Genomic DNA, 12,316 nt, shown 5'->3' with positions numbered 1-12,316 from the left:
ACGGGGGTCCGCCGGCTGTACAGCACGTGCTCGATCCCGTACGCCGGGTGATCGAGCCTGTCCGGCCGAGCAGAGTAGCCGCACCTGGACGCCGCGGCCACCCCTGGCGTATGCATGGCGCCATGACAGCCATCATCACTGCATCCGAACTCGCATCCGCCTTGACCCGGGACCGCCCTCCGGTGCTGCTGGACGTCCGCTGGCAGCTCAGCCTGGCCAAGGCGGCGGGCGCGCCGGCCTTCGACGGGCGGGCCGAGTACGCGGCCGGGCACATCCCCGGCGCGGTCTTCGTCGACCTGGACCGCGAACTGGCCTCAGAGCCCGGGGCGAACGGCCGGCATCCGCTGCCGGATCTCGCGGAGTTCGGCGCCGCGATGCGCCGTGCGGGCGTGTCGGCCGGCCGCCCGGTCGTCGTGTACGACGGCGGCCAGGGCTGGGCGGCGGCGCGCGCGTGGTGGATGCTGCGCTGGACGGGTCACCCGGACGTGCGGGTCCTCGACGGCGGATTGCCCTCCTGGGAGGGCGAGCTGTCGGACGAGGTGCCGGAGCCGGCCGAGGGCGACTTCCGGCCGGCCCCCGCCGCCGCGGAGCTGCTGGACGCGGACGGGGCCGCGGCCCTGGCCCGCACGGGGGTGCTGCTGGACGCGCGGGCGGGGGAGCGGTACCGCGGTGAGGTCGAGCCGATCGACCGGGTCGGCGGGCACATCCCGGGCGCGGTCTCGGCGCCGACGACGGAGAATGTGGGCCCCGACGGCCGCTTCCTGCCCGCGGCGGAGTTGCGGGACCGGTTCAAGGCCCTAGGCGTGTCCGGGGACACCGAGGTGGGCGTGTACTGCGGCTCGGGCGTCTCCGGAGCCCACGAGGTCCTGGCACTCGCGGTGGCCGGCATCCCGGCGGCCCTGTACGTCGGTTCCTGGTCCGAATGGTCCTCGGACCCGTCCCGTCCGGTGGCGGTGGGCGCGGATCCGCAGTAGCGGATGCCGGAGGCCTTTGAGGCACCGAGCCGGAGGCCTTTGAGACGCCGAAAAGTGGGGGCACGCACGCGTACCCCCACTTTTCCGCCACTTCCTACGGCGGTTACGCCCGTTACTCCTGCTTCTTGCGGCGCGTGCCGAACACGATCTCGTCCCAGCTCGGCACGGCGGCGCGGCGGCCGGGGCGGACTCCGTCGGCCTCGGCCTGGCGGTCGGTCGCGCCGATGAGCCGGTCGCGGTGGCTGCCGACCGAGCGGGGCATGAGGACGTCCGCGTAGGCCGAACCGGCCGAGGCGGCGGGGGCCGGCGGCTCCTCGGCGGCCGGTTCGTCGGCGGGCTCCTCAGGCGTCGGCTCCGGACGCTCCGGGACCACCAGGTCACCCCGGAAGCTCGGTACCGCCTCCAGCAGGCTTGTCAGCGAGTCGCGTTCGCCCGTGCTCTCCTCGGCGGGCTCGGACGGCTGCGCGGGCAGGCTCGGCCGCTCCCGCTCGCCCCGGTCGAGCGCGCGGTCCATCGAACGCTCGCGCGGCAGGCGGGCGATGCGCGGCACGAACGGGAAGCTCGGCTCGGGCACGGCGAGGTCGTCGGACTCGCCGATCAGCGAGCGCGCCTCGTCGTCCACGGCCTGCACGAGCCGCCGGGGCGGGTCGTACGTCCAGCTCGCCGAGTGCGGTTCGCCCGCGACCCGGTAGACGAGCAGCACCTCCCAGGTGCCGTCGTCGCGGCGCCAGGAGTCCCACTGCACGGTGTCCTTCTCGGCGCCGCGCAGCAGCAGCCGCTCCTGCACGGCCTCGCCGAGCAGCGGCCCGGAGTTCTCGCCGGGGCGGCGGACCGGGGTCTTGCGGGCGCGCTCGGCCATGAAGGCGCGCTCGGCCAGCACCGGCCCCTCGAAGCGCCGGACCCGGTCGACGGGGATGCCGGCGAGCTGTGCCACCTCTTCCGCGGTGGCACCTGCGCGTATCCGCGCCTGGATGTCACGCGGGCGCAGATGGCTCTCGACCTCGATCTCGATCTGGCCGAGGCGCGGCCGGTCGCCGCGCACGGCGGCGCGGAGCCGTTCGTCGATCGGAAGGGTGTACTCCGTTGCGTCGGCAGCCTTGAGCACCAGCCGTGTGCCGTCATTCGAGACGGCCACGACACGCAGTTCGGGCATGGGGACCTCCCGGGTGGTGCCTGCCGACGTCACGTGCGTCGCTGCTTCCGCTAGTCGAGTGTGGCCTGCCCGGGTGCAGCCTGCCACAACCTTGCCGAGTTGCCCGGCGTGTCGGGCACGGGCCCTGGATCGCCGTTATGGCACGGTTACCTGTTCGCAACGCTAAGTGACCAAAACTGTCACCCTGTGCAACTAGCCCCCTCCCGGCGGTCCTTCAAGGCCGCGGACACCCTGGTGGGAGACCGGACCCAGGGCTCGCAACAGTACTCCATTTGGACCATGTGCGTGGATGGGCGCGCCGCCCAACTTCTGGCAACGCGTGCGACTTGGCCCCTGGCAACCGGTTCTGCCGATCATGAACGTGGCGAACTTCACGCAATCCCCAGAAACGGAACTAATGGTTTCCGCCTTGCGTCCCTCTCTCGTGCAGTCGGTCGGTCAATGTCGATCAAGTACGGGAAAGGCAGGCAAGTTCCGGGTATGCGTGAAACCCCCGACGCGGGTCGCAAACGGATCGACCTGAGCGTCCCCCAGGTGGCGGGCAGTGCCCTGGCGGCCGTCGTGGCGGCCAAACTGGCGTCGTACTTCGGGGTGTACGGCACGATCCTCGGCGCGGGAGTCGTCAGCGTTGTCGCCACCTGCGGGGGCACGCTGTTCCAGCACTTCTTCAAGCGGACCGGGGAGCAGCTGCGGGAGGCGACGGTCGCGCCCCGTCCCAGGGAGGAAGTGCCACGGACTCCGGGTGAGTTCACCGAGGGCACCGTCTACCGCGCGCGGGCCAGGGGCCGGCGGCGGCAGGTGGTGGCGGCCGCCGTCGTCTTCGGGGTGACCATGGCCGGCGTCACGACGTACGAACTGGTGTCCGGCAACACCTTCAGCGGTGGCACGGGTACGACGGTCGGCGACGCCGTCACCGGCCGGAGCCATGTCTCCTCGACGTCCGATGCGCCGGCCGGGTCCGGGGAGCCACCGGTCCCTTCGGGCACCGCGTCCCGCGGGCACGCACCCGAGGCCGGCGGCGGTACGACCCACAGCTCGACACCGACGCCCGGCGCCTCCCGGGGCGGGGAGGCGAGCGAGGGCCCGAGCCCTTCGCCGACCCCCACGCCCAGCGGGTCCGCCCAGGCGCCTACGACCCCAGAACCCTCCGCAAGTAGTCGTTCTGGAACAGCCGTTCCGGGTCAAGACGGTCCCGCAGCGCGGTGAACTCCCCGAAGCGCGGGTAGACGCGCGCGAAGTACTCGGCGTCCCGGGTGTGCACCTTGCCCCAGTGCGGCCGCCCCTCGTGCGCGGTGAAGATCCGCTCGGCGGCGGTGAAGTACGCCTGGTAGGGCGTGCCCCGGAACATGTGTACGGCGACGTAGGCGCTGTCCCGGCCGGAGGCGGTGGACAGGGTGATGTCGTCGGCCGGGGCGGTGCGCACCTCGACGGGGAAGCTGACGCGTAGCCCCGAGCGCTCGACCATGCTCTTCAGCTCGCGCAGCGTCTGAGCCAGGGCCGCGCGCGGGACGGCGTACTCCATCTCGACGAAGCGCACCCGGCGCGGGGAAGTGAAGACCTTGTAGGGGATGTCCGTGTACGTGCGCGCGGACAGGGCCTTGCTGGAGACCTGGGCGATGGCGGGAATGGTGGCGGGAGCGGCGCGGCCGACCCACTGGGCCACCTGGAAGACGCCGTTGGAGAGGAACTCGTCCTCGAACCAGCCGGCCAGCTGCCCCACGGGCTGCTCGGGACCGGCGCTGCGGTTGTTCCGTTTGGTGTTGGTGTTACCGGTGTGCGGGAACCAGTAGAACTCGAAGTGCTCGTTCTCCGCCCAGAGTTGATCGAACTCGGCGAGGACCCGGTCGAGGGGCATCGGCTCCTCGCGCGCGGTGAGCAGGAACAGCGGTTCCACGGCGAAGGTGATCGCGGTGACGATGCCGAGGGCGCCGAGGCCTATTCGGGCGGCCGCGAACACCTCGGGGTTCTCCTTCTCGGAGCAGGTCAGCACCGAGCCGTCCGCCGTGACCAGCTCAAGCCCTTTGATCTGGGCGGCGATCGAGGCCGACTCGCGGCCCGTGCCGTGTGTGCCGGTGCTGGTGGCCCCGGAGACGGTCTGCTCCATGATGTCGCCCATGTTGGTGAGCGACAGACCTTCGCGCGCCAGCGCCGCATTGAGTCGCTTGAGCGGGGTGCCGGCCTGGACCGTGACCGTCATGGCTTCACGGTCAATGTTGCGGATACCGGTCAACAGTTGAGGGCGGATCAACACACCGTCGGTGGCCGCGATCGAGGTGAAGGAGTGCCCGGTCCCGACCGCCTTCACCTTCAGGCCGTCCTCGGCGGCCCGGCGCACCGCCGCCGCCAGCTCCTCCACCGATGCCGGCGCGACCTGCCGGGTGGGCCGGGCGGAGACGTTGCCGCCCCAGTTACGCCAGGTGCCGTTCTTCCCGCTCGCTGTGCTGCTCAACGGTGCCTCCCCGACCCGCGGCCGGCCTGCGCAGCCGGCGGTACCCGAGGAAACCGACCGCGACCGCGACGGCCCCGGACACGGCCGGAACCCCGTACCCGGCCCGCGCCCCGGCTGCGTCGATCACCCAGCCGGCCACGGAGGAGCCGAGCGCGACACCGACCGCGAGGCCGGTGCTCACCCAGGTCATGCCCTCGGTGAGCTGCGCGCGAGGTACGTGCTCTTCGATGAGGGACATCGTCGTGATCATCGTCGGTGCGATGGACAGCCCCGCAACGAACAGCGCCACGGCCAGAAGCGGCAGGTTTCCGACCAGTAGGAGGGGGATCATACTCACGGCCATCGCCGCCACGCCCAGCAGCCAGCGGCGTTCCGGCGCCCCGCCGAGCCGCAGCAGTCCGAAGACCGCCCCGGCCGCACAGGAGCCGGCCGCGTACAGCGCCAGCACGATGCTCGCGGCGCCCTTGTGGCCGCGCTCGTCGGCGAAGGCGACGGTGACCACGTCCACCGACCCGAAGATCGCGCCGGTCGCCGCGAAGGTGGCCACCAGCACCTGGAGCCCGCCCGAGCGCAGGGCCGTGCCGCCGCCGTGCTTCTCGCGCGGGTGCGGCTCGGGTTCGGTGGCGCGCTGGGCGGTGAGCCAGAAGACGCCGGCGGCCAGGAAGCAGGCGGCGAGCAGCGGCCCGGCCTCCGGGAACCAGGCCGTCGACAACCCGATGGAGGTGATCGGGCCGAAGATGAAGCAGATCTCGTCGACGACCGACTCGAACGAGTAAGCGGTGTGCAGCTTGTCGGTGCCCCGGTACAGCGCCGCCCAGCGGGCCCGGATCATCGCCCCCAGGCTCGGCACCGAGCCGATCCCGGCCGCGCAGACGAACAGCACCCAGTCCGGCCACTTCACGTGCGCAGCGACCAGCAGTCCGGCCGCCGCCGTGACGGCCACCAGGGTCGCGGGACGCAGCACCCGGCGCTGCCCGTGCCGGTCGACCAGCCGGGAGATCTGCGGCCCGATCACCGCGGCGGACAGCGCGATGGTGGCCGACAGCGCGCCGGCGAGCCGGTACCGCCCGGTCAGCTGGGAGACCATCGTGACCACACCGATGCCCATCATCGACAGCGGCATCCGGCCGAGGAATCCCGCGGCGGAGAACGCCTTGGTGCCGGGTTCGGTGAACAGGGCTCTGTAGGGGCTGGGCACGGGGTCTCCGAAGCGGCTCGGTAAGGCGCGAATGCGGCTGAGACAGATTACGAGTTAGGCGACCCTAATTGCACCTGGTTTGATCGTGGGAAAAACCGGCATAAACCGACTGGAACCCGACTCGTCACCCCGTCGTTGCCCGGCTGTCAGCACCGGGTGGCAGGATCGAGACATGCCAGACGCGCTCGATGCCACCCCCTACGACGCCCTGCTCCTGCTCTCCTTCGGCGGCCCCGAAGGCCCGGACGACGTGGTCCCGTTCCTGGAGAACGTCACGCGCGGGCGCGGCATCCCGAAGGAACGCCTGAAGGAAGTCGGGCAGCACTACTTCCGGTTCGGCGGGGTCAGCCCCATCAACGACCAGAACCGCGCCCTGCTGGACGCCCTGCGCAAGGACTTCGCCGAACACGGCCTGGACCTGCCGGTCTACTGGGGCAACCGCAACTGGGCGCCCTACCTGACGGACACCCTGCGCGAGATGGTCGCCGACGGCCGCCGCCGCATCCTGGTGCTCGCCACCAGCGCCTACGCCTCCTACTCGGGCTGCCGCCAGTACCGCGAGAACCTCGCGGACGCGCTGGCCACCCTGGAGGCGGAGGGCCTGGAGCTGCCGAAGATCGACAAGCTCCGGCACTACTTCAACCACCCGGGCTTCGTGGAGCCCATGACCGACGGCGTGCTGCGCTCCCTCGAAGACCTCCCCGAGGACGTCCGCGCGGGCGCCCACATCGCCTTCACCACCCACTCCATCCCGACCTCCGCCGCCGACACCTCCGGCCCCGTCGAGGCCCACGGCGAGGGTGGCGCGTACGTCGAGCAGCACCTGGACGTGGCCCAGCTGATCGCCGACGCGGTCCGCGAGCGCACCGGCGTCGACCACCCCTGGCGGCTGGTCTACCAGTCGCGTTCCGGCGCCCCGCAGATCCCGTGGCTGGAGCCGGACATCTGCGACCACCTGGAGGAGCTGCACGGCGCGGGCGTCCCGGCCGTCGTCATGGCCCCCATCGGCTTCGTCTCCGACCACATGGAGGTCCTATACGACCTCGACACCGAGGCCACGGCCAAGGCCGAGGAACTGGGCCTGCCGGTGCGCCGCTCGGCCACCGTGGGTGCCGACCCCCGGTTCGCCGCCGCCGTCCGCGACCTGATCACGGAGCGCGCCGCCGTGGAGCGCGGCCTGGAGGTCACCCCGTGCGCCCTGGGCGCGCTGGGCGCGAGCCACAACCTGTGCCCGGTCGGCTGCTGCCCCGCCCGTGCGCCCCGTCCGGCCGCCGCCGGTGCCGACAGCCCCTACGCGTGAGGAGACCCGTGACCGACCCCCTGCACCGGGAACTGCTGGACCTGGCCCGGGAGGCCGCCCGCCGCGCCGGTGAGCTGCTGCGGGACGGCCGCCCGGCCGACCTGGCCGTGGCGCGGACCAAGTCCAGCCCGATCGACGTCGTCACCGAGATGGACATCGCGGCGGAGAAGCTGATCACGGACCTGATCTCCGGGCGGCGGTCCGACGACGGCTTCCTCGGCGAGGAGGGCGCCTCCATGGCGGGCACCAGCGGCGTCCGCTGGGTGATCGACCCGCTCGACGGCACGGTGAACTACCTGTACGGCCTGCCGACCTGGGCGGTGTCCATCGCGGCCGAGCAGGACGGGGAGACGGTCGTCGGGGTGGTCGCGGCCCCGATGCGCGGCGAGACGTACCACGCGGTACGCGGGGGCGGGGCGTGGGCCACCGGCGCATGGGAGGGCGAGCGGGCGCTCGCCTGCCGCCCCGCGCCCCCACTCGACCAGTCCCTGGTCTCCACCGGCTTCAACTACGTCGCCGAGGTCCGCGCCCACCAGGCCGAGGTGGCGAGCCGGCTGATTCCGCTGCTGCGGGACATCCGGCGCAGCGGCTCGGCCGCGGTCGACCTGTGCGACGTGGCCTGCGGCCGGCTCGACGGGTACTACGAGCGGGGACTCAACGCGTGGGACTTCGCGGCGGGTGACCTGATCGCCCGGGAGGCGGGTGCGCTGGTCGGTGGAAGGCCGGGAGAGCGCCCGTCACGCGATCTGACCGTCGCCGGGTCACCGGGAGTGTTCGAGCCCCTCCAGCGGCTCCTGGAGGACTTCGGGGCGTGGCACGACTGAGCGGGGCCGGCCCCCACCGGCGAACGCAGCGGGCCCCCACCGGTGAACGCAAAAGGACCCCGGCGCTGGATTCGCCGGGGCCCCTTCTTGCGCTTTCGGGCCAATCAGACGCGTGACGCGCCGACCTCCACACCGTGTTCGGCGGCGAGGCGTCGCAGGTCGTCGAGCTCTGCCTGCTCCACTTCGACGAGGAAGTCGTCACCCTCGTCACGAGCCCGCGACAGGTCGGACTCGGTCGCCCTTATGCGCTGCAGAAGTCCTGCGGTGAAAGCGTCCATGCTGCGCCCCCTCGTCCTGGGTCGTGGGTCGGTGGCACGGGGGTGTGCCTGTTTGGGAAAGGGGCGATCACGTCTCTCACGGGTGCCCAGCGCTGCCCTGCTGGGCGGCGACGGTGCCGGACACCCGCGCCCACTCTGCGGAAGCGGATCGCGGAGTACCGCATGGTGCTGCGGCACATGCAGAGCGTGATCGCGGGGTGTAAAGCCGTCCTCCCCCCGCTCCCTCACCCGGAAACCTCAACCGGAGGAGAAAATCTCGTATTCCTTCCCCGGAGCGCCGATCCCTTCGGTCCACAACCCGTCTTACAGCCGACTTACGGCCGAAAAGGGCAGGATGGAGGTCACACCCCACGAACACCCCTGCCCGCACGCGCCCTCGGCGCGCTACGCGGGTGGACATGAGGAAGGACAAGCGACGTGCGCGTACTCGTCGTCGAGGACGAGCAACTGCTCGCCGATGCGGTGGCCACCGGACTGCGCCGGGAGGCCATGGCCGTCGACGTCGTGTACGACGGTGCGGCCGCCCTGGAGCGCATCGGCGTCAACGACTACGACGTGGTCGTCCTCGACCGCGACCTCCCGCTGGTGCACGGCGACGACGTCTGCCGCAGGATCGTCGAGCTGGGCATGCCCACGCGCGTGCTCATGCTCACGGCGTCCGGCGACGTCAGCGACCGGGTCGAGGGCCTGGAGATCGGCGCCGACGACTATCTGCCCAAGCCCTTCGCGTTCAGCGAGCTGATCGCGCGCGTGCGCGCCCTCGGCCGTCGTACGAGCGTTCCCCTGCCGCCGGTCCTGGAGCGCGCCGGCATCAAGCTGGACCCGAACCGCCGCGAGGTCTTCCGGGAGGGCAAGGAGATCCAGCTCGCGCCCAAGGAGTTCGCGGTGCTGGAGGTGCTCATGCGCAGCGAGGGCGCGGTGGTCTCGGCCGAGCAGCTGCTGGAGAAGGCCTGGGACGAGAACACCGACCCGTTCACCAACGTGGTGCGGGTGACCGTCATGACCCTGCGGCGCAAGCTGGGTGAGCCGCCGGTGATCGTCACCGTCCCCGGCTCCGGCTACCGGATCTGATCCGCCATGGCCGCCACCCCTGCGCCGCCCCAGGCGCCACCGAAACCCACCTGGGACCCCAGGAGGCCGCAGCCTCCCTTCCCGTGGCTGCGCCCGACCATCCGCATAAGGCTCACGCTGCTGTACGGCGGCATGTTCCTGATCGCCGGCATCCTGCTGCTGTCGATCATCTACCTGCTGGCCGCGCAGGCGATCAGCACCGGCAACCAGCCGCTGTTCAAGATCGTCAGTGGTACGTCGATCCGGGTCTCCAGCGACAACTGCCCGGCGATCAACACCACCAGCCTGCCGCTGTCGGAGTTCAACGACGCGATCGCCCAGTGCGTGGACCACCAGCGCCAGGCGGCCCTGGACGACCTGCTCAGCCGCTCGCTGCTGGCTCTGCTGGGCCTCGCCGTGATCGCGTTCGCGTTCGGTTACGCGATGGCCGGCCGGGTGCTGTCCCCGCTCGGCCGGATCACCCGTACCGCCCGCCAGGTGGCCGGTTCCGACCTGTCGCGCCGGATCGAGCTGGACGGCCCGGACGACGAGCTGAAGGAGCTGGCGGACACCTTCGACGACATGCTGGAGCGGCTGCAACGGGCCTTCACCGCCCAGCAGCGCTTCGTCGGCAACGCCTCCCACGAGCTGCGCACCCCGCTCGCGATCAACAGAACGCTGCTCGAGGTGCATCTGTCGGACCCGAACGCGCCGGTGGAGCTGCAGCAGCTGGGCAAGACGCTGCTGGCCACCAACGAGCGCAGCGAGCAGCTGGTCGAGGGCCTGCTGCTGCTCGCCCGCAGCGACAACCAGATCGTCGAGCGGGGGCCCGTCGACCTGGCCGAGGTCGCCACCCAGGCCATCGACCAGGTGCACGCCGAGGCCGAGGCCAAGGGCGTGAAGATCCGCGGCGAGCGCAAGCCGGCCGTGGTGCAGGGCAACGGCGTGCTGCTGGAGCGGATCGCGCTGAACCTGGTGCAGAACGCGGTGCGGTACAACGTGGCCGAGGACGGCTGGGTCGAGGTGAACACCGAGGTCCAGCACGGGCAGGCGGTGCTGACCGTCACCAACACCGGGCCGGTGGTGCCGGCGTACGAGATCGACAACCTCTTCGAGCCCTTCAGGCGGCTCCGTACCGAGCGCACGGGCAGCGACAAGGGTGTGGGCCTCGGGCTGTCCATCGTCCGGTCCGTGGCCCGCGCGCACGGCGGCCACATCGTGGCGCAGCCCCGGGAGGGCGGCGGCCTGGTGATGCGGGTCACCCTGCCGCTGTGATCCACCAACAGGACCGCCGCGAGCCGGAACCGACACACGCGGGAGATGTTCGCTTTACGCGGAATTTTTCAGCCGCCGAATGAGCTTGCTCCTGTGTGATCGATCACATGGGCGGATTTTCAGCCATGTACTCTCCGTGATCATGAAACATGGCGGAAAGCCGGGAAAGTCCTGGTTTTCAGGGCACTTGATCACGGGAAGTACACGGTGAGGCGCCTTTGAGGTGTGACATTCGAACCGTGTACGGTCCTCACCGCCATCCAAGCCGATCACTCTTGAGAGGTCGGGTTGGGTGTCGATTGAGTAACAGACCTTGATGTGAGGCAAAATCTCCGCCTCAGGTCGGGCACAAGTCCGGCCTCTCACGCGTTACGTGCGCTGGAGACACCGCAGACACCCAGAGGGGGAGAGCGATATGGCAACGGATTACGACACTCCACGCAAGACCGACGACGACGTCGACTCGGACAGCCTTGAAGAGCTGAAGGCCAGGCGGAACGACAAGTCCACCTCCTCGGTGGACGTCGACGAGTTCGAGGCCGCCGAAGGCCTGGAACTGCCCGGCGCGGACCTCTCGAACGAGGAGCTGGCCGTCCGGGTGCTGCCGAAGCAGCAGGACGAGTTCACCTGCATGAGCTGCTTCCTGGTGCACCACCGCAGCCAGCTGGCCCGGGAGAAGAACGGTCAGCCGATCTGCCGCGACTGCGACTGAGGTCGGGTCGGCCGTGTCTGGCTCGACCCCTCCACGGAAGCGCCGCTCCTCCCCGGGGAAAGCGGACGAAGGGCTGTCCGGCGGCCCGCACGGCGCGCGTGACGACGAGCGGGGCGCACCCGACGTGGTGGCCCCGCTCGAACCGGCGACCGACCGGGATGACCACCCGGCGCCGGTGCGGCAGCCCGCGCCCGCCGCTCGGCGGCGGGCCGCGGTGATGCGTGACAAGGCACGTGACCTGGCCCGGGAAGGGGCCCGCAGGGGCGGCAGCCGCGCTCGCGCGGGGCTGGCCCATCTCGCGGACCGGATCATCGAGATCGCCCCGCGTGTCCCCGTGCGCGACCTCGCGACCCTGCGCCGGCAGTTCCCGGGCCTCGGGCCCGAGGGGCTCGCCGACAAGCTGGTCGCGGGCGCGGCGGCCGGCACCTCGACGGTCGGAGCCGGGATCGGGGCGGCGGCGATGCTGCCGGTGCCGCCCGCGATGCCGACCGAACTGGCCGCGGAGATCACCGGGGTCGCCGCGATCGAGCTGAAGCTCATCGCCGAGCTGCACGAGGTCTACGGCGTACGGCCGCCCGGCAACCTGAAGACCCGCAGCACCGCGTATCTGTCCTCCTGGTCGGGGGAGCGCGGCATCGACGTGATGAAACCGTCGACGTACGACGCGGCCCTCGGCGTCCGCATGAAGCGCGAACTGCGCCAGCAGATCATGAAGCGCATGGTCCGCAACCTGCCCAACCTCATGCCGTTCATGGTGGGTGCCGCGGTCGGGGCGGTCATGAACCGCCGGGACACCAAGAAACTCGCCGCGCACGTCCGGGCCGACCTGCGCAAGATCCAGGTCCCCTGGGAGGAGCTGACGGAGCTACCGCCGCTGGAGGAACCGGCGGATCCCCTGAACCTGCGCGACCTTCCCGAAGAGCTCTAGGCCCTGTCGTCACATTCCCGCCTGCCCCGCGACGCCATGCACGCTCCCCCACTGCCTCAAGGGCGTGGGAGGCGCCCGCTCTCGCCGCACCGGGCCCGGGCCCAAGTACATCCAGTACGAGGGCCAGGACCCGGCACTCCCCCAGCCTTCGGCCGGGGGGACCCCCAGAGCACGC

12 protein-coding genes are annotated in these 12,316 nt (G+C 71.2%); 8 read left to right on the top strand and 4 right to left on the bottom strand.

The genetic code is table 11. From position 1 onward, the window contains the following. The first annotated feature begins 122 nt into the window (after positions 1-122). Positions 123-974, top strand: a complete 852-nt coding sequence (locus tag ACWC2T_RS30695) for a sulfurtransferase (protein ID WP_450673601.1) — start codon at positions 123-125, stop codon at positions 972-974. A 112-nt stretch (positions 975-1,086) separates the two neighbouring features. Here ACWC2T_RS30695 and sepH read toward each other — a convergent pair whose 3' ends face one another. Next, positions 1,087-2,127, bottom strand: coding sequence for a septation protein SepH (gene sepH, locus ACWC2T_RS30690; RefSeq protein WP_450673600.1), 1,041 nt, complete (start codon positions 2,125-2,127; stop codon positions 1,087-1,089). A 480-nt stretch (positions 2,128-2,607) separates the two neighbouring features. Between sepH and ACWC2T_RS30685 the strand changes: the two genes are divergently transcribed. Continuing rightward, on the top strand, positions 2,608-3,333 hold the full coding sequence (locus ACWC2T_RS30685; RefSeq protein WP_450673599.1) for a hypothetical protein: 726 nt from the start codon (positions 2,608-2,610) through the stop codon (positions 3,331-3,333). On the opposite strand, the gene ACWC2T_RS30680 is transcribed toward ACWC2T_RS30685, so the two are convergent. After that, on the bottom strand, positions 3,257-4,576 hold the full coding sequence (locus ACWC2T_RS30680) for a D-arabinono-1,4-lactone oxidase (protein ID WP_450673598.1): 1,320 nt from the start codon (positions 4,574-4,576) through the stop codon (positions 3,257-3,259). The genes ACWC2T_RS30685 and ACWC2T_RS30680 overlap by 77 nt on opposite strands. Next, the gene (locus ACWC2T_RS30675; RefSeq protein WP_450673597.1) at positions 4,536-5,774 is read right to left on the bottom strand and encodes an MFS transporter; all 1,239 of its coding nucleotides are present in this window, start codon (positions 5,772-5,774) and stop codon (positions 4,536-4,538) included. The genes ACWC2T_RS30680 and ACWC2T_RS30675 overlap by 41 nt, the downstream gene beginning before the upstream one ends. A gap of 172 nt (positions 5,775-5,946) precedes the next feature. Here ACWC2T_RS30675 and ACWC2T_RS30670 point away from each other — a divergent pair, with 172 nt between their 5' ends. Both ACWC2T_RS30670 and ACWC2T_RS30665 read left to right on the top strand, forming a co-directional pair. Next, positions 5,947-7,074, top strand: a complete 1,128-nt coding sequence (locus ACWC2T_RS30670) for a ferrochelatase (protein WP_450673596.1) — start codon at positions 5,947-5,949, stop codon at positions 7,072-7,074. Positions 7,075-7,082: 8 nt separating this feature from the next. After that, positions 7,083-7,898, top strand: a complete 816-nt coding sequence (locus tag ACWC2T_RS30665) for an inositol monophosphatase family protein (protein ID WP_450673595.1) — start codon at positions 7,083-7,085, stop codon at positions 7,896-7,898. 104 nt (positions 7,899-8,002) lie between these two features. Here the strand turns inward: ACWC2T_RS30665 and ACWC2T_RS30660 are convergent, their stop codons facing one another. Beyond that, positions 8,003-8,176, bottom strand: a complete 174-nt coding sequence (locus tag ACWC2T_RS30660) for a hypothetical protein (protein ID WP_023546087.1) — start codon at positions 8,174-8,176, stop codon at positions 8,003-8,005. Positions 8,177-8,593: 417 nt separating this feature from the next. Here ACWC2T_RS30660 and ACWC2T_RS30655 point away from each other — a divergent pair, with 417 nt between their 5' ends. The 4 genes from ACWC2T_RS30655 to ACWC2T_RS30640 all read left to right on the top strand — a co-directional run bounded on the left by ACWC2T_RS30655 (position 8,594) and on the right by ACWC2T_RS30640 (position 12,141). Beyond that, entirely contained in the window at positions 8,594-9,247 is a 654-nt protein-coding gene (locus tag ACWC2T_RS30655) for a response regulator transcription factor (protein WP_450673594.1), read from the top strand. Between the two features lie 6 nt (positions 9,248-9,253). Beyond that, positions 9,254-10,501, top strand: coding sequence for a sensor histidine kinase (locus ACWC2T_RS30650; protein ID WP_450673593.1), 1,248 nt, complete (start codon positions 9,254-9,256; stop codon positions 10,499-10,501). 415 nt (positions 10,502-10,916) lie between these two features. Next, the gene (locus ACWC2T_RS30645; RefSeq protein WP_003997302.1) at positions 10,917-11,213 is read left to right on the top strand and encodes a DUF4193 domain-containing protein; all 297 of its coding nucleotides are present in this window, start codon (positions 10,917-10,919) and stop codon (positions 11,211-11,213) included. 13 nt (positions 11,214-11,226) lie between these two features. Continuing rightward, on the top strand, positions 11,227-12,141 hold the full coding sequence (locus ACWC2T_RS30640; RefSeq protein ID WP_450673592.1) for a hypothetical protein: 915 nt from the start codon (positions 11,227-11,229) through the stop codon (positions 12,139-12,141). Positions 12,142-12,316 lie beyond the last annotated feature (175 nt).

The organism is Streptomyces sp. NPDC001393 (assembly GCF_053597455.1).
This window is presented reverse-complemented; position numbering and strand designations above follow the sequence as displayed.

What these genes read in the sequence shown, in the direction of transcription:
- ACWC2T_RS30695 (WP_450673601.1), top strand. Translation starts at nt 123, where the DNA reads ATGACAGCCATCATCACTGCATCCGAACTCGCATCCGCCTTGACCCGG.
- sepH (WP_450673600.1), bottom strand. Translation starts at nt 2,127, where the DNA reads ATGCCCGAACTGCGTGTCGTGGCCGTCTCGAATGACGGCACACGGCTG.
- ACWC2T_RS30685 (WP_450673599.1), top strand. Translation starts at nt 2,608, where the DNA reads ATGCGTGAAACCCCCGACGCGGGTCGCAAACGGATCGACCTGAGCGTC.
- ACWC2T_RS30670 (WP_450673596.1), top strand. Translation starts at nt 5,947, where the DNA reads ATGCCAGACGCGCTCGATGCCACCCCCTACGACGCCCTGCTCCTGCTC.
- ACWC2T_RS30660 (WP_023546087.1), bottom strand. Translation starts at nt 8,176, where the DNA reads ATGGACGCTTTCACCGCAGGACTTCTGCAGCGCATAAGGGCGACCGAG.
- ACWC2T_RS30650 (WP_450673593.1), top strand. Translation starts at nt 9,254, where the DNA reads ATGGCCGCCACCCCTGCGCCGCCCCAGGCGCCACCGAAACCCACCTGG.
- ACWC2T_RS30645 (WP_003997302.1), top strand. Translation starts at nt 10,917, where the DNA reads ATGGCAACGGATTACGACACTCCACGCAAGACCGACGACGACGTCGAC.